Here is a 20,927-nt window from a genome sequence, read left to right as displayed (position 1 = left end):
GTTCCACACTGAAATTAGGTTTTGAGGCATAGCCAAAGCCACGATTATCTTTTGATTAACTTCGCATAAAAGAAACCATCGCCATCCTCAGGGTGTGGCAAGTTTTGTTTACCGGGAGTCGCGTTAGTACCAGTTTCAACCAATTCTGCTTCACAATGTCGTTGCAGGAAAGCGGCTATCTGTTGCTGATTCTCTTGCGGCAATATCGAACAAGTAGCATAAACCATTACGCCACCTTTCTTCAGTCTAGGCCAGATAGCTTCAATGATCTCAGATTGTAATTCTGCCAGATCGGCAATATCACTGTCTCGGCGCAACCATTTGATATCAGGGTGGCGACGAATCACACCGGTGGCAGAGCAAGGTGCATCTAGCAGAATACGATCAAATTGCTGATCGTCACACCATGTATCCGGGGTTCGACCATCGCCGACTCGCACCACTGCATGTAATTTCAGACGTTGTAAATTTTCCTTAACCCGGCTGAGCCGTTGTTCATCAATATCCACAGCTAATACATGTGCTTTTGGCGCAGCTTCGAGGATGTGTGTTGTTTTACCGCCCGGAGCGGCACATAAATCAAGGATCTGTTCACCATTTTGCGGATCAAGTAGATCAACACAACCTTGGGCTGAAGCATCTTGCACTGTTACCCAGCCTTGTTCGAAACCAGGCAGATCATTGACGGCGCACGGGGCAATAAGCCGTACTGCGTCGGGATAAAAGGCATGAGGTTCTGCATCTATCTCCGCTTGCTTTAACAGCTCGAGATATTCACCGCGGGTATGATGGAGACGATTTACCCGCAGCCACATTGGTGGCTTTTGGTTATTCGCGTCCACAATCTGCTGCCATTGTTCTGGATAGGCTTGCTTAATACGCGCTAATAACCAGCTAGGATGCAGGTAACGGCTATCACTATTTGCAGCGCGCTCCAGTAATTCCACTTGCTGACGCTGGAATTGACGTAGTACACCGTTGATCAACCCTTTTAGTTGCGGACGTTTCAGCGCAGTGGCACCTTCAACCGTTTCGGCTAAAGCAGCATGTGGCGGAATCCGGGTATAAACCAACTGGTATAGCCCGATCATAATCAGGTAGTGAAAAACACGCTGTTTACCAGTCATTGGGCGCGCCATCAACTGCTGGATACACCACTCTAGCTGTGGTAGAACACGCAAAGTGCCAAAACACAACTCCTGTAGCAATGCGCGATCTTTATCGGAAATATTTTTCTGTAGCCCAGGCAAAACGGTACTGAGCGATTGCCCCTGATCCAATACCTGGCTAATTGCTTTAGCAGCGATGCTGCGGAGATTATATGTGTTTTTCATAACCAAAAAAGCCGACAAACGTCAGCAAATAAAGGGAAAGTGGCCCGATGATGAAGTATCGGGCGATGAAACCTACATCCGTCATCTTTCAAGTTGCAGGGGTGTTGGCTGATCTCGTTACTTGACCATCTCTGGACCGGCCTTCCTGCATCTTGACATCTATTAGGTATATAGCTGTAGCTGCTGAGTTATTATGCTAGTTGACTACCGGGCGCAAACCATTCGCGACGTGAATTTAATAAGTCAGCTGCGGACATGGCTTTCTTGCCGGCTGGTTGCAGTTGCGTGATATTTAAAACGCCATCTGCGGTAGCCACTTGGATCCCATGTTTATCTGCATGAATGATGGTTCCGGGCTTGGTATTATCTACTTTAGGGAGTACCTGTGCCTGCCAGACCTTGATGAGCTGTTCATCAACGACAAAATAGCTAACTGGCCAAGGATTAAAAGCACGAATACAGCGTTCTAACTGAGCCGCAGAAAGTGACCAATCTAATTTGGCCTCCTCTTTACTTAGCTTTTCTGCATAAGTGGCTTGTGCTTCATTTTGTACTTCCGGCTGTGCACTGCCTTGCGCTAATTGCTGCAATGTTATCAATAAGCCCTGAGGGCCTAATTGCGCCAGCTTATCGTACATTGTCGCACTGGTATCATCCGGCTGAATGTCACATTCAATTTTATGCAGCATATCTCCGGTGTCTAGCCCAACATCCATTTGCATGATTGTTACCCCAGTTTTTGCATCACCGGCCCATACTGAACGTTGGATAGGCGCAGCACCACGCCAGCGTGGTAATAGGGAACCATGGACGTTAATACAGCCTAATCGCGGCATTGCCAAAACAGATGCAGGCAAAATCAGACCATAGGCAACTACGACCATAATATCAGCATTCAGATCAGCCACGAGATGTTGGTTCTCCTCGGGTCGTAGCGATTTCGGCTGAAAAACGGGAATACTTTGTTGTTCTGCCAATACCTTCACTGGGCTCGGGGTCAGTTTATTACCTCGGCCAGCGGGACGGTCCGGTTGAGTGAAAACACCAACAATCTGATGTTGGGAAGACAACAGCGCGCCAAGATGGCGCGCTGCAAAATCAGGCGTTCCTGCAAAAATAATCCGCAAAGAGTCAGACACGTTGGTTTCCTGCATTAGATGGGGTTAGTCGGCTCGGGCATTTAACTTGGCCATTTTCTCCAACTTTTGGCGGATACGCTGACGTTTCAGCGGCGATAAATAGTCCACAAACAGTTTGCCAACCAAATGGTCCATTTCGTGCTGAATACAGATTGCTAATAAATCATCCGCTTCCAGTTCGAACGGTTTACCATCACGGTCCAGCGCTCTGATTTTTACTTTTTCAGCGCGAGGGACTAATGCCCGTTGCTCAGGAATTGATAAGCAACCTTCTTCAATGCCGGTTTCACCGCTTTTCTCCAACAGCTCTGGGTTAATCAACACCAGGCGTTGGTCACGATTTTCCGAAACATCAATCACGATAATTTGTTTATGAACATCCACTTGGGTTGCGGCAAGGCCAATGCCTTCCTCTGCGTACATGGTCTCGAACATGTCGTCCACAATACGCTGGATTTCGCCATTGACTTCTTTTACCGGCGCAGCAATTTTGCGCAGCCGCTCATCTGGGTAATGTAATACTTGTAATACTGACATAAATATCTAGATCTGCGTCCGAGTAGTGAATGATATTCAATCTCTATTCTAGACATTTCCGGCTCTGATTGACAGCATCGTCTACCAATTGAACAAATCGGTGTCAGCATAGAAAGCAAGCCAGGGAGGCAATATGTTAGCGGCTGAATTATGGCTCAGGATGAGCAAGGTTAAGGGATTTGGGGTAGTGAAAAGCAGTGCATTGGTCAGACGGTTACTTGTCCGTGGTGATGTCCACCCCGGCAGATTGGCTGCTTACGGATTGGATGCTCAGCAATGCCAGCAGTTTTATCAAGTAGATCCCCGCTATATTGAGGCCAGTTTAACTTGGCTGAGTCAGCCTTCTCACCACTTATTAGCCTACGGTGAGCCAAGCTATCCACCCCGTTTGGCTCATATCTCTGCCGCTCCTCTGGTGCTGTTTGTTTCTGGCGAGCTCGATGTGTTGTATCGCTCTCAGATTGCCATGGTGGGTAGCCGTCATTTCAGCCACTATGGTGAGCAGTGGGGCTGTTACTTTGCTTCAGAACTGGCTCGAACGGGGTTGGTTATCACCAGTGGTCTGGCAATTGGGATTGATGGGATTTGTCATCAAGCGGCTTTGAATGCTAAAGGAAAGACCATCGCGGTATTAGGTAGCGGGTTGGAGAACATATATCCACGTCGACATCGTCATCTGGCCAAAGACATTGAGTGCCAAGGTGGAGCTCTGGTCTCTGAGTTTTTGACAACAGCATTGCCGGTCGCTGCCCATTTCCCCAGAAGGAATCGTATTATCAGTGGGCTAAGTTCTGCTGTATTAGTGGTTGAAGCTACGCTGAAAAGTGGCTCTTTGATTACTGCCCGCTATGCTATAGAGCAAGGGAGAGATGTTTTTGCTTTACCGGGGCCATTAGGGAGTGCAACCAGCGAAGGTGTGCACTGGCTGATTCAACAAGGCGCATATCTGGCGAGGTCAGCACAAGAGATAGCTACACAAGTGGGCGGTTCACTTCAATGGATATCATTGCCCGGGAAAGTAACTATTTCTGCATCAGAGGAGCAAGTTGAATTGCCATTTGCTGATGTGTTGGCTAACGTAGGAGATGAGGTGACACCCGTTGATGTCGTCGCCGAACGTGCCGGCCAACCTGTGCCAGATATCGTCAGCAAATTGCTTGAGCTGGAGTTAGCAGGGTGGATCGCAGCTGTACCCGGCGGCTATGTCCGATTAAGGAGGGCAGGCCATGTTCGACGTTTTAATTTACTTATTTGAAACTTATATGCATAACGAGTCGGAAATGCTTGTTGATCAAGACAAGATTACTGACGATCTTGCTGACGCAGGTTTCTATCGTGAGGATATCAACAACGCCCTGAACTGGTTAGAGGCTCTCGCAGACCTACAAGAAGGGCAGAAAGCACCTTATCTTTATGCTGCGGATCCGCAAGCATTGCGGATTTATACGGCGGAAGAAGCCCAACGTCTGGATACCACTTGTCGCGGCTTCATCCTATTTCTTGAGCAAATTCAGGTGTTACATCTTGATACCCGTGAGATGGTCATCGACCGTATTATGGCGTTGGACTCTAATGAGATTGACTTGGAGGATCTCAAATGGGTTGTGCTGATGGTGCTGTTTAACATTCCGGGTTATGAAAGTGCCTATCAGCAGATGGAAGAGCTACTTTTTGAAGTCAATGAAGGTTATTTGCACTAAGTGGTAGTATCGCTGGCTAATAACCTTATATAGAAGGCGTTATGACGAAAACAGTTATTGCCAAGGATAATGGGTCGTGTCCTGAATGTGGATCGGCTTTAGTCATTCGTAGTGGGGGTCATGGCCCATTCCTTGGTTGTTCACATTATCCCGGCTGCCAGTACATGCGCCCGTTGAAAGCACAATCTGATGGGCATATCGTGAAAGTTCTTGAAGGACAATATTGCCCTGAATGCGGTTCAGAAATGGTGTTACGGCAAGGGCGTTTTGGTATGTTTATTGGTTGTAGCCAATATCCACAATGTGATCATACTGAAGTTATTGATAAGCCTGATGAAACAGCGATTGATTGCCCACAATGTGGCCAAGGCAAGTTACTACAGCGCAAGTCCCGGTTTGGAAAGATCTTCCACGCCTGCAATCGCTATCCCGATTGCCAGTTTACAATTAATCAGCAACCCATTGCCGGAGAGTGTGCGTATTGCCACTATTCCTTGTTAATGGAAAAGAGAACCGCGCAAGGCGTAAAACGTTTTTGCGCTAGCAAGTTATGTGGGAAGGCAGTGGTAAGTGAGTAATAACAGCGTGAATAAACAAGAAAATAGTGGTGCTCTGTCAGATGTATTGCGGGCTTTGCAACAAGAAGAGGTCATCGCTTATCCAACAGAAGCCGTTTTTGGTTTAGGTTGTGACCCTGATAGTGAAAAAGCAGTAAATGCTTTATTAGCTTTAAAACAGCGGCCATGGCAAAAAGGTTTGATCTTAATCGCCGCTAACTATGAGCAGTTGAAGCCATATATTGATGACTCAATGCTGAATACAGCGCAACAGGAAATGCTCTTCTCCTGTTGGCCTGGGCCGGTAACATGGGTTATTCCAGCGCGCGCTAAGACACCGCGTTGGTTAACAGGCAGTTTTAGCTCATTGGCTGTAAGGGTGAGTGACCACCCACTGGTACAGCAGCTTTGCTCGCAATATGGCAAGCCACTGGTTTCAACCAGTGCCAACTTAAGCGGTCACGAGCCATGCCGTACAGAAACTGAAGTGAGAATGCAATTTGGCCCTTTTCTCCCAGTGCTCTCTGGCGAGGTGGGTGGTCGTTTGAATCCATCTGAAATAAGAGATGCGTTAACCGGTAAGCAATTTCGCCAAGGATAGAAAGTAGCATGGATCAGAATTTCGCAGTGTTTGGTAACCCCATTGGGCACAGTAAGTCGCCAAGGATTCATGCGCTTTTTGCCGAGCAGACAGGTATAGAGCATCAATACGGTATGGTATTAGCCGCTCATGGCGCTTTTGAGGAAACGTTAACGTCGTTTTTTGCAGATGGTGCATTAGGCGCGAACATTACCACGCCGTTTAAAGAGCGCGCTTATGCCAAATGTGATGAACTAACCGATCGTGCGTCACTGGCAGGTGCTGTCAATACTATCAAGCAATTAGAAGACGGACGCTTGTTAGGTGATAATACGGACGGTATTGGTTTGCTCAGTGATCTTGAGCGCCAGGGTTTGATCCGAGTCTCTGATCGGATCTTATTGATGGGCGCGGGGGGGGCTGCGCGCGGTGTGATCTTGCCGTTACTCTCTTATGGATGCACTGTGGTCATCACTAACCGGACTTATAGCCGCGCACAGCAGCTTGCCGAAGTCTTTCATCATTTGGGTGATATCGAGGCTGCCGAAATGCAGGCGCTGAGTGGACAGCAGTTTGACTTAATCATAAATGCTACCGCTGCTGGAATTCATGGCGAAGTACCAAACTTATCTAAAGATATTATGAGTCCTGCAACACGTTGCTATGACATGTTTTATCAAGTGGGGGATACACCATTTTTAGCTTGGGCTAAGCAGTTGGGTGTGGCGAGTTACGCTGATGGCTTAGGGATGCTGGTGGGGCAGGCAGCCCATGCTTTCAAACTTTGGCATGGTGTGATGCCACAGATAACACCGGTGCTAAATAAGTTGCGTGATGAACTGAGCCGATAGAAAGATATTCAATAATGCAGGGAAGGTAATGATTTACTCCCTGCATCTTATGTTACTGCTTATTTAGTTTCTGCCAGATAGTCATCTTTCCAGCGTACGTAGTTGCTCGCAGAATAAAGTAGGCCTTCTAATTCTGCCGGCGTTAAAGGGCGAACTTGTCTGGCTGGGCTCCCCATATAGAGGTAACCACTGACTAATCGTTTACCTGGGGAAACCAGACTCCCCGCGCCAATCATCACATCATCTTCGATAACTGCACCATCTAACAAAATAGACCCCATCCCCACCAGTACCCGATTGCCAATAGTACAACCGTGGAGCATCGCTTTATGGCCAACAGTAACGTCTTCACCAATAACTAGGGGGTTCCCTTCAGGATTATGCTCTGAATGATGGGTTACGTGTAACACACTACCATCTTGAATATTTGAACGAGCGCCAATGACGACCTGATTAACATCACCACGAATAGCAACCAACGGCCAGACACTGACATCATCACCCAAAATGACATTACCAATGATCACGCTCGATCCATCGATCATCACGCGTTTACCAAGAGTAGGTGAATAATGAAGATAAGGGCGGATAGGGTCGGACATAGCAATAGCCTCTCAATAAGATCACACTTTACCGGCAATACTAGCCTTTGCTGATGGAATTACAACCAATCGACCGTAGGGATCATAGGGAAAATGCAGCGGATCGACCAAGATCTGCACGTAAGGAGTGAAAAGTATTCAAACAGTAGAAAAAGGCGAAAAAAGAGTTGTGCAAAAAATTCGACTCCCTATAATGCGCATCCATCGAGACGGCACACAACGAATCAAGTAGTTAAGTGACCGGCAAAGAGAACAGAGAAATTCAACGAAATTAGTAGTTGACTCTGAATGAGGAAAGCGTAATATGCGCACCTCGCGTTACCAACCACCGGTTGCTAACGCACTGCTCTTTAACAATTTATCAGACAATCTGTGTGGGCACTCGCAAGACGATATCGAAGCCTGTTTCGGCAGGCAGAAGAAATATCAAAGTCTTGAAGAGTGACCAAAGCAGTACACATTTGAACTTCGGTTCGAATGCATATTTGCAGAAAGTAATCTTTGAGCATCGCTGCTTTTATTAGCAGCAAATCAAACAAATCTTAAATTGAAGAGTTTGATCATGGCTCAGATTGAACGCTGGCGGCAGGCCTAACACATGCAAGTCGAGCGGCAGCGGGAAGTAGTTTACTACTTTGCCGGCGAGCGGCGGACGGGTGAGTAATGTCTGGGAAACTGCCTGATGGAGGGGGATAACTACTGGAAACGGTAGCTAATACCGCATGACCTCGCAAGAGCAAAGTGGGGGACCTTAGGGCCTCACGCCATCGGATGTGCCCAGATGGGATTAGCTAGTAGGTGGGGTAATGGCTCACCTAGGCGACGATCCCTAGCTGGTCTGAGAGGATGACCAGCCACACTGGAACTGAGACACGGTCCAGACTCCTACGGGAGGCAGCAGTGGGGAATATTGCACAATGGGCGCAAGCCTGATGCAGCCATGCCGCGTGTGTGAAGAAGGCCTTCGGGTTGTAAAGCACTTTCAGCGAGGAGGAAGGCAGTCGTGTTAATAGCACGGTTGATTGACGTTACTCGCAGAAGAAGCACCGGCTAACTCCGTGCCAGCAGCCGCGGTAATACGGAGGGTGCAAGCGTTAATCGGAATTACTGGGCGTAAAGCGCACGCAGGCGGTTTGTTAAGTCAGATGTGAAATCCCCGCGCTTAACGTGGGAACTGCATTTGAAACTGGCAAGCTAGAGTCTTGTAGAGGGGGGTAGAATTCCAGGTGTAGCGGTGAAATGCGTAGAGATCTGGAGGAATACCGGTGGCGAAGGCGGCCCCCTGGACAAAGACTGACGCTCAGGTGCGAAAGCGTGGGGAGCAAACAGGATTAGATACCCTGGTAGTCCACGCTGTAAACGATGTCGACTTGGAGGTTGTGCCCTTGAGGCGTGGCTTCCGGAGCTAACGCGTTAAGTCGACCGCCTGGGGAGTACGGCCGCAAGGTTAAAACTCAAATGAATTGACGGGGGCCCGCACAAGCGGTGGAGCATGTGGTTTAATTCGATGCAACGCGAAGAACCTTACCTACTCTTGACATCCACAGAACTTAGCAGAGATGCTTCGGTGCCTTCGGGAACTGTGAGACAGGTGCTGCATGGCTGTCGTCAGCTCGTGTTGTGAAATGTTGGGTTAAGTCCCGCAACGAGCGCAACCCTTATCCTTTGTTGCCAGCACGTAATGGTGGGAACTCAAGGGAGACTGCCGGTGATAAACCGGAGGAAGGTGGGGATGACGTCAAGTCATCATGGCCCTTACGAGTAGGGCTACACACGTGCTACAATGGCAGATACAAAGTGAAGCGAACTCGCGAGAGCAAGCGGACCACATAAAGTCTGTCGTAGTCCGGATTGGAGTCTGCAACTCGACTCCATGAAGTCGGAATCGCTAGTAATCGTAGATCAGAATGCTACGGTGAATACGTTCCCGGGCCTTGTACACACCGCCCGTCACACCATGGGAGTGGGTTGCAAAAGAAGTAGGTAGCTTAACCTTCGGGAGGGCGCTTACCACTTTGTGATTCATGACTGGGGTGAAGTCGTAACAAGGTAACCGTAGGGGAACCTGCGGTTGGATCACCTCCTTACCTAACGATACGCATTGCGCAGTGTCCACACAGATTGTCTGATAGAAAGTAACGAGCAAATAAGGCCGGACTGAGAGATTAGTCGGACTTTAGTACCTTGTTGGGTCTGTAGCTCAGGTGGTTAGAGCGCACCCCTGATAAGGGTGAGGTCGGTGGTTCAAGTCCACTCAGACCCACCAACTCATCCTCATAGTGCGTTACAGACACACTCGTTTATACCCATAAACGTCGCGTGACTGCGCCTTGTCTGAGAATGAGTTATGCCGATAAGGTATTTTGCTTTTTATATGGGGCTATAGCTCAGCTGGGAGAGCGCCTGCCTTGCACGCAGGAGGTCAGCGGTTCGATCCCGCTTAGCTCCACCATATAAAAAAACTATTTCAAAACGTACTGCGGCCGTAAGGCACAGTGTGTTGTGAAATATTGCTCTTTAACAATCTGGAACAAGCTGAAAATTGAAACATTACAGCTGAAATTTATCTCTCCGTAGATGTACTGAGATAAAAAGTAACCTGTAATAGAGTCTCTCAAATAATCGCAATGCCAATGTGCATTCTGATGAAGAGAGTCGCGTGAGCTAAGTGAAGGCAAGGCGTACGGCACGGAGGAAGCGGAGTGAACTTCATGTTCATGAGCATTCCGAGTACCGCACAACGCTGTATTGACGACGCGCAACCGACTTGAACATAAGAAACACCTTTGGGTTGTGAGGTTAAGCGACTAAGCGTACACGGTGGATGCCTAGGCAGTCAGAGGCGATGAAGGGCGTGCTAATCTGCGAAAAGCGTCGGTAAGCTGATATGAAGCGTTATAACCGACGATACCCGAATGGGGAAACCCAGTGCAATTCGTTGCACTATTGCATGGTGAATACATAGCCATGCAAGGCGAACCGGGGGAACTGAAACATCTAAGTACCCCGAGGAAAAGAAATCAACCGAGATTCCCCCAGTAGCGGCGAGCGAACGGGGAAGAGCCCAGAGTCTGAATCAGTTTGTGTGTTAGTGGAAGCGTCTGGAAAGTCGCACGGTACAGGGTGATAGTCCCGTACACCAAAACACACTTGCTGTGAACTCGATGAGTAGGGCGGGACACGTGACATCCTGTCTGAATATGGGGGGACCATCCTCCAAGGCTAAATACTCCTGACTGACCGATAGTGAACCAGTACCGTGAGGGAAAGGCGAAAAGAACCCCGGCGAGGGGAGTGAAATAGAACCTGAAACCGTGTACGTACAAGCAGTGGGAGCCTACTTTGTTGGGTGACTGCGTACCTTTTGTATAATGGGTCAGCGACTTATATTTTGTAGCAAGGTTAACCGAATAGGGGAGCCGTAGGGAAACCGAGTCTTAACTGGGCGTCTAGTTGCAAGGTATAGACCCGAAACCCGGTGATCTAGCCATGGGCAGGTTGAAGGTTGGGTAACACTAACTGGAGGACCGAACCGACTAATGTTGAAAAATTAGCGGATGACTTGTGGCTGGGGGTGAAAGGCCAATCAAACCGGGAGATAGCTGGTTCTCCCCGAAAGCTATTTAGGTAGCGCCTCGTGAACTCATCTTCGGGGGTAGAGCACTGTTTCGGCTAGGGGGTCATCCCGACTTACCAAACCGATGCAAACTCCGAATACCGAAGAATGTTATCACGGGAGACACACGGCGGGTGCTAACGTCCGTCGTGAAGAGGGAAACAACCCAGACCGCCAGCTAAGGTCCCAAAGTCATGGTTAAGTGGGAAACGATGTGGGAAGGCATAGACAGCCAGGATGTTGGCTTAGAAGCAGCCATCATTTAAAGAAAGCGTAATAGCTCACTGGTCGAGTCGGCCTGCGCGGAAGATGTAACGGGGCTAAACCATGCACCGAAGCTGCGGCAGCGACACTTAGGTGTTGTTGGGTAGGGGAGCGTTCTGTAAGCCGTTGAAGGTGACCTGTGAGGGTTGCTGGAGGTATCAGAAGTGCGAATGCTGACATAAGTAACGATAATGCGGGTGAAAAACCCGCACGCCGGAAGACCAAGGGTTCCTGTCCAACGTTAATCGGGGCAGGGTGAGTCGACCCCTAAGGCGAGGCTGAAAAGCGTAGTCGATGGGAAACAGGTTAATATTCCTGTACTTGGTGTTACTGCGAAGGGGGGACGGAGAAGGCTAGGCTAGCCGGGCGACGGTTGTCCCGGTTTAAGCATGTAGGCGGAGCGACTTGGTAAATCCGGTTGCTTATCAACGCTGAGGTGTGATGACGAGCCACTACGGTGGTGAAGTAGTTGATGCCAAGCTTCCAGGAAAAGCCTCTAAGCATCAGGTAACATTAAATCGTACCCCAAACCGACACAGGTGGTCAGGTAGAGAATACTCAGGCGCTTGAGAGAACTCGGGTGAAGGAACTAGGCAAAATGGTGCCGTAACTTCGGGAGAAGGCACGCTGGCATTAGGTAATGGGACTTGCTCCCGGCGCCGAAGCCAGTCGCAGATACCAGCTGGCTGCAACTGTTTAATAAAAACACAGCACTGTGCAAACACGAAAGTGGACGTATACGGTGTGACGCCTGCCCGGTGCTGGAAGGTTAATTGATGGGGTCAGCCGCAAGGCGAAGCTCTTGATCGAAGCCCCAGTAAACGGCGGCCGTAACTATAACGGTCCTAAGGTAGCGAAATTCCTTGTCGGGTAAGTTCCGACCTGCACGAATGGCGTAATGATGGCCAGGCTGTCTCCACCCGAGACTCAGTGAAATTGAACTCGCTGTGAAGATGCAGTGTACCCGCGGCAAGACGGAAAGACCCCGTGAACCTTTACTATAGCTTGACACTGAACATTGAGCCTTGATGTGTAGGATAGGTGGGAGGCATTGAAGTGTGGACGCCAGTCTGCATGGAGCCAACCTTGAAATACCACCCTTTAATGTTTGATGTTCTAACTCGGCCCCGTGATCCGGGGTGAGGACAGTGTCTGGTGGGTAGTTTGACTGGGGCGGTCTCCTCCCAAAGAGTAACGGAGGAGCACGAAGGTTAGCTAATCACGGTCGGACATCGTGAGGTTAGTGCAAAGGCATAAGCTAGCTTGACTGCGAGAGTGACGGCTCGAGCAGGTACGAAAGTAGGTCTTAGTGATCCGGTGGTTCTGAATGGAAGGGCCATCGCTCAACGGATAAAAGGTACTCCGGGGATAACAGGCTGATACCGCCCAAGAGTTCATATCGACGGCGGTGTTTGGCACCTCGATGTCGGCTCATCACATCCTGGGGCTGAAGTAGGTCCCAAGGGTATGGCTGTTCGCCATTTAAAGTGGTACGCGAGCTGGGTTTAGAACGTCGTGAGACAGTTCGGTCCCTATCTGCCGTGGGCGTTGGAAGATTGAGAGGGGCTGCTCCTAGTACGAGAGGACCGGAGTGGACGAATCACTGGTGTTCGGGTTGTCATGCCAATGGCATTGCCCGGTAGCTAAATTCGGAAGAGATAACCGCTGAAAGCATCTAAGCGGGAAACTTGCCTCGAGATGAGTCTTCCCTGGGGCTTTAAGCCCCCTGAAGGAACGTTAAAGACTATGACGTTGATAGGCTGGGTGTGTAAGTGCAGCGATGCATTGAGCTAACCAGTACTAATGATCCGTGAGGCTTAACCTTACAACACCAAAGGTGTTTTAGATTTGAGAGATAGAAATTTTCAGCGAAGTTCCGAGATTGGGCTGGCTGGCTGTGTGTAGGATTACATAGCGGGTTAGTTTAGACAGAATTTGCCTGGCGGCCATAGCGCGGTGGTCCCACCTGATCCCATGCCGAACTCAGAAGTGAAACGCCGTAGCGCCGATGGTAGTGTGGGGTCTCCCCATGCGAGAGTAGGACACTGCCAGGCATCAAATAAGCAAAAGAGGCTACCCTAACGGGTGGCCTTTTTTGTTTGTCTGTTGTGCAGGTTCGATTCGAGCATGATATGCAGTTTGAACATTGAATAACTTTTTCTTTTTGCTTTCTGTCATTTTTATAACCCCCACCACAGAAAATAACCTTTTTTACCTTAAAATCATTCAATCAAAAATTGAAACGATGTTTTGATTGTGAGGTTTGAATGAATGCCGGTCTATTTGTCTGTTCGCTCGCCCTGTCAGCGATACTTACTGCCGCAACAGCACAGGCCAGTCCTGTGACGTATCAAAAAGAAGCTATTACTGAAAATAGTCTGCCAGTATTTTATCCACAGCTAAAAAAACAGATGACTTATCAAAGTTCATGGCTGGCAGGGAGATACACTGACTTTTCACAGTGGAAGAGTGACACCAGAAAGATCTTCCGACAAGCATTGCTCACCCCTGACTCAACAATTGCATTTTCAGCAGAGAAAATAGATCAGCAGGACCGTGGCCGCTATATTGCTGAAAAAATAGCATTAAACATCACAGATGAAAGCCGTGTCCAGGGCTTGCTATTAACACCGAAAAGCAAAGGCCCTCATCCGGCGATTGTTCTTTTGCATGACCATGGGTCTAAATTTGATATTGGCAAAGAGAAAATGATCCGGCCTTGGGGCGATAGCGCGCAGCTTGCCTCAGCGCAGGCTTGGTCGGATAAATTCTTTAGCGGTAAATTCATCGGCGATGAGTTGGCAAAACGCGGTTATGTTGTGCTTTCTATTGATGCTATTGGCTGGGGTGATAGAGGCCCTATCAGCTATGAGCAACAGCAGGCTTTAGCTAGTAACTTCTTTAATCTTGGCCGTTCATTAGCGGGCACGATGGCTTATGAAGATATACGAACGGTTGATTTTCTGGCGACACTTCCATCAGTTGACCGCCAACGTATTGGTGCTCTTGGATTTTCTATGGGAGCGTATCGTGCCTGGCAGTTAGCTGCATTATCGGATAAGGTCGCGGCCACTGCGGCTATCTCTTGGTTTGGTAACTATCAAGGTTTGATGACCCCAGGTAATAATGTACTTCGTGGGCAATCCGCTTTTTACATGCTCCACCCTGGTATTGCCAATAAGTTGGATTTCCCTGATATTGCCAGCTTAGCAGCACCAAAACCGATGCTTCTTTTTAACGGCGGGAAAGATAAATTGTTCCCATCGGATGCGGTCGAGCAGGCTTACAGTAAAGTGCATGCAATCTGGCGGTCACAAAATGCGGAATCACGCTTGGTCACTCGTAGCTGGCCTGCGTTGGGGCACGTATTTTACCAAGAGCAACAAGATGTGGTTTTCCCTTGGTTAGACCGCTGGTTGAAGCCATAAAAAAGGCCCCGAGGGGCCTTTTATCCGCCGAATACGATCAGTGAGAGCTACTTTGAGAGGCACCCAACCCCGTTTGTGAACGGACAAACTGTGCTTTGAAGCGCAGACGTTCTTGCTTACCTTCTTCTGAATTATCGGTGACGGAGAAGAACCATATCCCGACAAATGCCACTATCATTGAGAATAATGCTGGGTATTCATATGGATAAATTGGTTTTGCGTGCCCTAGAATGGTTACCCAGATAGTTGGGCCTAAAATCATCAGGAGCACCGCAGTCAGTAACCCCAACCAGCCACCAATCATTGCACCACGCGTGGTCAGTTTATCCCAATACATTGAAATGAAGATGATTGGGAAGTTACAACTGGCGGCAATGGAGAATGCCAAACCTACCATGAAAGCAATGTTTTGCTTCTCAAACAAAATCCCCAAGCCGATTGCCACAAACCCTAAAATAACGACTGTGATTTTAGAAACTCTCAGTTCATCGCGTTCATTTGCTTTACCCTTCTTGATGACACTGGCGTAAAGGTCATGAGAAACAGCAGATGCCCCCGCTAATGTCAGACCGGCAACCACCGCCAAAATAGTTGCGAAAGCAACTGCCGAGATAAAGCCTAAGAAGAAGCTACCCCCCACGGCATCAGCCAGATGCACTGCTGCCATATTATTACCGCCAAGCAGTGCCCCCGCCGCATCCTTAAAGGCTGGATTCGGGCCGACCAACAGGATTGCGCCAAAACCAATAATAAAGGTCAATATGTAGAAGTAACCGATAAAGCCAGTGGCATAGAACACGCTCTTGCGGGCTTCTTTGGCATCACTTACCGTAAAGAAACGCATTAGAATGTGTGGTAAGCCTGCGGTACCAAACATTAATGCCAAGCCGAGCGACAATGCTGATATTGGGTCAGAGACTAGCCCTCCAGGGCTCATGATCGCCAAGCCTTTAGGGTGAACTTTAATGGCCTCACTGAATAAGGTATTGAAGTTAAAGTTAACCGACTTCATAACCATAATGGCCATAAACGAAGCACCCGCCAGCAGTAACACCGCTTTGATAATCTGTACCCACGTTGTGGCTAACATGCCGCCAAACAAGACGTACAGTACCATCAGGATGCCCACCAACACGACAGCTACATGGTAGTTCAAGCCAAACAACAACTCTATCAGCTTACCGGCACCGACCATTTGAGCTATCAGATATAAAGCGACCACCACTAACGAACCACAGGCAGATAATGTTCTTATCGGCCTTTGTTTCAAGCGATAAGAAGCCACATCAGCAAAAGTATAGCGACCCAGATTACGCAGCCGCTCGGCAATTAAAAACAGAATGATTGGCCAGCCGATTAGAAAGCCGATGGAGTAAATCAAGCCATCATAGCCAGAGGTATAAACCAGCGCGGAAATACCCAGAAATGATGCCGCAGACATAAAGTCCCCAGCAATGGCCAAACCATTTTGGAAACCGGTTATGCGCCCGCCAGCGGTATAATAATCACCCCGGGAACGGGTGCGCTTTGATGCCCAGTAGGTAATATATAATGTCGCGCCAACAAACAGTACGAACATAATGATCGCTTGGATATTGAGCGGCTGGCGATGAACTTCGCCGGTAATTGCTTCTGCCTGTGACAGCGCAGGCAGAGTCAGTAAGGAAAGTACGGACCAATGGCGAGTCTTCATTGCTTCACCTCACGAAGAATTTCTGCCGTCAGACGGTCAAACTCGCCATTAGCACGAATAACGTAAATACCTGTAAGAACAAAAGAAATAACGATCAACCCCACACCAACGGGTATGCCGCGAGTAATGCTGGAGCCTGCATATAGCGGGGTACCGAGCCATTGTGGTTCGAAAGCAATAAGGAAAATGAAACCGACATACAGCGCTAGGGTAATGAGCGACAGTATCCAGGCAAAGCGGCCACGCTTTTGCACCAACTCTTTGAAACGCGGGTTATTTTCAATCTCTTGATAAATGCTGTCATTCATCAGAGTCTCTCCTTTGAGGCATTAATTAAGTTTGCCGCCGGTAGGCGGCACAATTTACGACGGTGTTTGCATTGATTGTTTTTCTTCCAGTAATTTGTCCACTACGCCCGGATCGGCCAGTGTTGAGGTATCCCCTAAGTTGCTGGTATCGCCAGCCGCAATTTTGCGCAGAATACGGCGCATGATCTTGCCTGAACGGGTTTTTGGCAGTGAATCAGTCCAGTGCAAAATATCTGGGGTCGCAATTGGGCCAATCTCTTTACGCACCCAATTACGCACCTCGGTATACAGCTCTGGTGTTGGTTCCTCACCGTGATTCAGCGTGATGTAGGCATAGATAGCTTGCCCTTTAATACTGTGTGGGACACCGACGACGGCAGCTTCGGCAATTTTCGGGTGTGAAACCAATGCGGATTCAATTTCAGCGGTCCCTAGGCGGTGACCTGAAACGTTAAGTACGTCATCGACGCGGCCGGTTATCCAGTAGTAGCCATCTTCGTCACGGCGAGCGCCATCACCACTGAAATACATGCCTTTAAAGGTTGAGAAGTAGGTCTGCTCAAAACGGTCATGATCGCCGAATAAGGTTCTGGCCTGACCCGGCCAAGAGTCGGTTATCACCAGATTGCCTTCGGCTGCACCTTCTTGCAGGTTACCTAAGTTGTCGACCAACGCTGGCTGTACCCCAAAGAAGGGGCGAGTAGCTGAACCGGCTTTTAACTCTGTGGCTCCTGGCAGTGGCGTTATCATGAAACCGCCCGTTTCAGTTTGCCACCAGGTATCAACAATCGGGCATTTACTGTTACCAATCTTGTTGTAATACCATTCCCATGCTTCCGGGTTAATAGGTTCACCAACTGAACCCATAATGCGTAGGGAGTCGCGTTTTGTCCCTTCGATGGCTTTGTCACCTTCGGCCATTAAGGCACGAATGGCGGTAGGAGCGGTATACAGAATATTAACCTGATGTTTATCGATAACCTGACCCAAGCGATTGACGCCTGGATAGTTAGGAACACCTTCAAACATCAGAGTAATAGCACCGCAAGCCAGTGGGCCATACAGCAAATAGCTGTGGCCGGTGACCCAACCAACGTCCGCGGTACACCAGTAGATATCGCCGGGGTGATAATCAAAAACGTATTTAAAGGTCAACGCGGCATAAACCAGATAACCGCCGGTGGTATGTAAAACCCCTTTTGGTTTGCCAGTAGAACCCGAGGTATAAAGGATGAACAGTGGGTCTTCGGCATTCATCTCTTCTGGCGGGCAGTCGGCGGAGGCTTCTTTTATCAGGTCATGCCACCACAAGTCTCTCCCGTCTTTCCAATAGCTGGCATTGCCAGTACGTTGGAAGACGACCACATTTTTGATACTGGTGATAGCTGGATTTTTTAGGGCTTCATCGACATTTTTTTTCAGTGGAATTGCGCGACCAGCACGAATGCCTTCATCGGCAGTAATCACCAGTTTTGAGTTAGAGTCGATAATTCGGCCAGCAACGGCATCAGGTGAGAATCCACCAAAAATAACAGAGTGCACGGCGCCAATACGCGCGCAGGCCAGCATAGCAACAGCGGCTTCTGGCACCATCGGCATATAGATTGCAACCACATCACCTTTCTTGATGCCCAGTTTTTTCAGCACATTAGCAAACTGGCATACATCGTGGTGAAGCTGTTTATAGGTGACGGTTTTTGATTGGTTAGGATCATCACCTTCCCAAATAATTGCGGTTTGATCGCCACGCTCTGCCAGGTGACGGTCAAGGCAGTTAGCTGCAAGATTCAGTGTGCCATCTTCGAACCAGCGGATGCTGATATGACCGGGGTCAAAGGAGGTGTTTTTAACCGTTTTATACGGTTTAATCCAATCAATAATCTTGCCATGTTCGCCCCAAAATTCATCTGGGTTCTGCACAGATTGTTGATAATATTGCTGATATTGTTCAGGGTTTATCAGGGCATGCTCTGCAATTGCAGTTGGAATAGGGTGTTTATGTATTTGGCTCATAATAGTTCTCCTTGAGATTGTTAATAATATGTCAATCAAAAGTTAATTATAGTGTGGAGGGCCGTTTTGTTTCTTTTTTGGGCGGCAGATCACGCATAAAAGATGTTGATTTAGAGACTTACTTAATGTGCTGCGTGGTGAATCGATATCTTAATGATAGGAGACGTGCCTTGTGATCATGCAATAAAGGAAAGGAAATGTGCAGATCAGCTCATTTCTAGCGTGAAATAAGAATATTGAAGGGGGAATGTCACTAAAAGTACTAATGTAGCGTGACTAATGCAATTTAATAGTAGTTGTTAACCAAAAAATTAAAAATTAATTTACAATCATCGGAAAGTTTATATTTTTATATTTTACTGTAATTAGAATTACATATATATATCAACTGAGAATATGAATATATAAATACAAAGCCCAATGGAATAAATATGCAATTTACTATTTTCTCTATTTGAATAAATTTCTCTTATTTCGCTGAAAAAAAATCGACTTTGGTTGCGAAACCTCCAGAATAAGCGGAGAATTAAAATGGCTGAATTTAACAAAATAAAAACAAAATAAGTGAAAAAATAAAACACAATGAGAGTTTATCATGTAATTTAATTTAGCTTGTTTTTTATACAGACAGTTGCGATGTTATTTGTCTCTGATGGATTTTATTATTTTAATAACAAATATTTACTGTGATCTAAAGATTTTTGGGGCTGAAGTTATGCCTCAGCATCATGTGGGCTTAGTGTAAACAAGGCTTGCAGAAGAGTGTCCAGAAATGATACTGATTTATAACGTGGTCGGCTGGCGGGAGGCTGAACCATACGTTTTATCAACTATAGCCCCGTATTTAATGATTAAGTATTCTATTTGAAATGCTTGGTAACTTGCATTTTATAGGATGCTTTGAGGAATTTTTAGGGTATGAAAAGTGTAAAAATAGGTCTGGCCTGGCAAATACTCATTGCGCTGGTATTAGGTATTTTGGTTGGTGCGGTTCTGCATAATCAAATTGAATCCAGAGAGTGGTTAGTTAGTAATATTTTAAGTCCAGCAGGTGATATCTTCATCCGCTTAATTAAAATGATTGTTGTACCGATAGTTATTTCGACCTTGATCGTGGGTATTGCTGGTGTTGGTGATGCGAAGAAGCTTGGGCGAATTGGCCTGAAAACCATTATCTATTTCGAAGTTATCACTACCATCGCCATTATTGTTGGGATCACCTTGGCGAATGTGTTTCAACCGGGGCACGGCATTGATATGTCGGCATTGACGGTGGTCGATATCTCCCAGTATGAAAAGACCACTGAGCAAGTACAAAGTGGTAGCCACAGCCTGGTGAGCACTATCTTGTCGCTCATTCCTGCCAACGTCTTCGCTTCCATGGCGAAAGGCGATATGTTGCCAATTATCTTCTTCTCAGTGTTGTTTGGTTTAGGGCTGTCTTCATTGCCAAAAGAAACCAAAGAGCCACTGTTGAATGTGTTTAAAGCAATTTCTGAAAGCATGTTCAAAGTCACTCATATGATTATGCGCTATGCGCCTATCGGGGTGTTTGGTTTGATCTCGGTGACGGTTGCCAATTTTGGTTTTGCCTCGCTTATTCCATTGGCCAAGCTGGTTATTTTGGTTTACGCCGCGATTCTATTTTTTGCACTGGTCGTGCTGGGCACCGTTGCCAGATTATGTAAATTACGTATCTGGACATTGATTCGAATTTTGAAAGATGAGCTGATTTTAGCTTACTCTACCGCCAGTTCAGAAACTGTATTGCCACGAATCATCGAGAAAATGGAAGCCTATGGCGCGCCAAAATCGATTACCAGCTTTGTGGTTCCGACGGGCTATTCCTTCAACTTAGATGGTTCTACCCTTTATCAGAGTATTGCCGCCATATTTATTGCCCAGTTATATGGTATCGAGCTGTCCATTGGGCAAGAGATCATTCTAGTCCTAACCTTAATGGTGACTTCTAAAGGGATTGCTGGTGTTCCGGGAGTTTCGTTTGTTGTCTTGTTAGCAACGCTAGGCAGTGTAGGTATTCCACTGGAAGGTTTGGCCTTTATCGCTGGTGTGGACCGTATTCTGGATATGGCACGTACCGCACTGAACGTGGTGGGGAATGCGTTAGCGGTGCTGGTTATTGCCAAGTGGGAACATCAGTTTGACCATAAAAAAGCCAAGGCATACGAGAAGGCGTTATTTGCACCAAAACAGACGCCGGTTAACCAAAGCTAATACTCTTTACCCTTGATGTTCCGGTGATGTTAGTCGCTCGTATTGGCCCGAATCATTTACTCATATAAGA

14 protein-coding genes, 2 tRNA genes, 3 rRNA genes and 1 pseudogene are annotated in these 20,927 nt (G+C 47.7%); 12 read left to right on the top strand and 8 right to left on the bottom strand.

Going from position 1 to position 20,927, the window contains the following annotated elements; genetic code table 11:
• Window positions 1–44: 44 nt before the first annotated feature.
• The 3 genes from A6J66_015160 to A6J66_015150 all read right to left on the bottom strand — a co-directional run bounded on the left by A6J66_015160 (window position 45) and on the right by A6J66_015150 (window position 3,010).
• Entirely contained in the window at window positions 45–1,334 is a 1,290-nt protein-coding gene (locus A6J66_015160; GenBank protein ID PNM25396.1) for a 16S rRNA (cytosine(967)-C(5))-methyltransferase RsmB, read from the bottom strand.
• A gap of 191 nt (window positions 1,335–1,525) precedes the next feature.
• Entirely contained in the window at window positions 1,526–2,473 is a 948-nt protein-coding gene (locus A6J66_015155; protein ID PNM25395.1) for a methionyl-tRNA formyltransferase, read from the bottom strand.
• Window positions 2,474–2,497: 24 nt separating this feature from the next.
• A complete protein-coding gene (locus A6J66_015150) occupies window positions 2,498–3,010 on the bottom strand; it encodes a peptide deformylase (GenBank protein PNM25394.1) in 513 nt (170 codons plus the stop codon).
• A gap of 133 nt (window positions 3,011–3,143) precedes the next feature.
• Here A6J66_015150 and A6J66_015145 point away from each other — a divergent pair, with 133 nt between their 5' ends.
• Genes A6J66_015145 through A6J66_015125 form a run of 5 tightly spaced genes read left to right on the top strand, consistent with a single transcriptional unit; the run spans window position 3,144 to window position 6,698 of the window.
• Window positions 3,144–4,265, top strand: a complete 1,122-nt coding sequence (locus tag A6J66_015145; protein PNM25393.1) for a DNA-protecting protein DprA — start codon at window positions 3,144–3,146, stop codon at window positions 4,263–4,265.
• Window positions 4,237–4,710, top strand: a complete 474-nt coding sequence (locus A6J66_015140) for a DUF494 domain-containing protein (protein PNM25392.1) — start codon at window positions 4,237–4,239, stop codon at window positions 4,708–4,710. Before A6J66_015145 ends, A6J66_015140 begins: the two co-directional genes overlap by 29 nt.
• 41 nt (window positions 4,711–4,751) lie before the next feature.
• Window positions 4,752–5,288 (top strand): hypothetical protein, encoded by a 537-nt coding sequence (locus A6J66_015135; GenBank protein ID PNM25391.1) that lies wholly within the window; start codon window positions 4,752–4,754, stop codon window positions 5,286–5,288.
• A 7-nt stretch (window positions 5,289–5,295) separates the two neighbouring features.
• A complete protein-coding gene (locus A6J66_015130) occupies window positions 5,296–5,868 on the top strand; it encodes an L-threonylcarbamoyladenylate synthase type 1 TsaC (protein PNM27030.1) in 573 nt (190 codons plus the stop codon).
• Between the two features lie 8 nt (window positions 5,869–5,876).
• Window positions 5,877–6,698 carry a shikimate dehydrogenase gene (locus A6J66_015125; protein PNM25390.1) on the top strand — a complete coding sequence of 274 codons (822 nt, stop codon included), beginning with the start codon at window positions 5,877–5,879 and terminating at the stop codon, window positions 6,696–6,698.
• Between the two features lie 59 nt (window positions 6,699–6,757).
• On the opposite strand, the gene A6J66_015120 is transcribed toward A6J66_015125, so the two are convergent.
• Together A6J66_015120 and A6J66_015115 are read right to left on the bottom strand one after the other, a co-directional pair.
• Window positions 6,758–7,300, bottom strand: a complete 543-nt coding sequence (locus A6J66_015120; protein ID PNM25389.1) for a gamma carbonic anhydrase family protein — start codon at window positions 7,298–7,300, stop codon at window positions 6,758–6,760.
• Window positions 7,301–7,661: 361 nt separating this feature from the next.
• Window positions 7,662–7,839, bottom strand: a pseudogene (locus tag A6J66_015115) (hypothetical protein).
• Window positions 7,840–7,844: 5 nt separating this feature from the next.
• Between A6J66_015115 and A6J66_015110 the strand changes: the two are divergent.
• From A6J66_015110 to A6J66_015085, 6 genes are all read left to right on the top strand, one after another.
• Window positions 7,845–9,390, top strand: a 16S ribosomal RNA gene (locus A6J66_015110).
• Window positions 9,391–9,489: 99 nt separating this feature from the next.
• A tRNA-Ile gene (locus A6J66_015105) sits at window positions 9,490–9,566 on the top strand.
• Window positions 9,567–9,676: 110 nt separating this feature from the next.
• Window positions 9,677–9,752 (top strand) — tRNA-Ala (locus A6J66_015100).
• Window positions 9,753–10,088: 336 nt separating this feature from the next.
• Window positions 10,089–13,026, top strand: a 23S ribosomal RNA gene (locus A6J66_015095).
• Window positions 13,027–13,118: 92 nt separating this feature from the next.
• A 5S ribosomal RNA gene (rrf, locus tag A6J66_015090) occupies window positions 13,119–13,234 on the top strand.
• The 16S, 23S and 5S rRNA genes sit together here with 2 tRNA genes alongside, the layout of an rRNA operon.
• A 213-nt stretch (window positions 13,235–13,447) precedes the next feature.
• Complete coding sequence (locus A6J66_015085; protein PNM25388.1) at window positions 13,448–14,608, top strand: hydrolase; 1,161 nt, start codon at window positions 13,448–13,450, stop codon at window positions 14,606–14,608.
• 37 nt (window positions 14,609–14,645) lie between these two features.
• Here the strand turns inward: A6J66_015085 and actP are convergent, their stop codons facing one another.
• From actP to acs, 3 genes are read right to left on the bottom strand one after another with little or no spacing between them, the layout of a single operon-like run.
• Window positions 14,646–16,301 (bottom strand): cation/acetate symporter ActP, encoded by a 1,656-nt coding sequence (actP, locus tag A6J66_015080; protein PNM25387.1) that lies wholly within the window; start codon window positions 16,299–16,301, stop codon window positions 14,646–14,648.
• A complete protein-coding gene (locus A6J66_015075; protein PNM25386.1) occupies window positions 16,298–16,609 on the bottom strand; it encodes a DUF485 domain-containing protein in 312 nt (103 codons plus the stop codon). Before A6J66_015075 ends, actP begins: the two co-directional genes overlap by 4 nt.
• 54 nt (window positions 16,610–16,663) lie before the next feature.
• Complete coding sequence (gene acs / locus A6J66_015070) at window positions 16,664–18,622, bottom strand: acetate--CoA ligase (GenBank protein ID PNM25385.1); 1,959 nt, start codon at window positions 18,620–18,622, stop codon at window positions 16,664–16,666.
• 918 nt (window positions 18,623–19,540) lie between these two features.
• Here acs and A6J66_015065 point away from each other — a divergent pair.
• Window positions 19,541–20,857: a glutamate/aspartate:proton symporter GltP gene (locus A6J66_015065; GenBank protein ID PNM25384.1), complete on the top strand. Its 1,317-nt coding sequence runs from the start codon at window positions 19,541–19,543 to the stop codon at window positions 20,855–20,857.
• The last annotated feature ends 70 nt before the right edge of the window (window positions 20,858–20,927 follow it).

The sequence above is a fragment of the Yersinia enterocolitica genome, assembly GCA_002082245.2.
GTDB classification, from domain to species: Bacteria; Pseudomonadota; Gammaproteobacteria; order Enterobacterales; family Enterobacteriaceae; genus Yersinia; species Yersinia enterocolitica_E.
The sequence above is the reverse complement of the archived record's forward strand: the minus strand, read 5'-3'. Positions and strand labels throughout refer to the sequence as shown.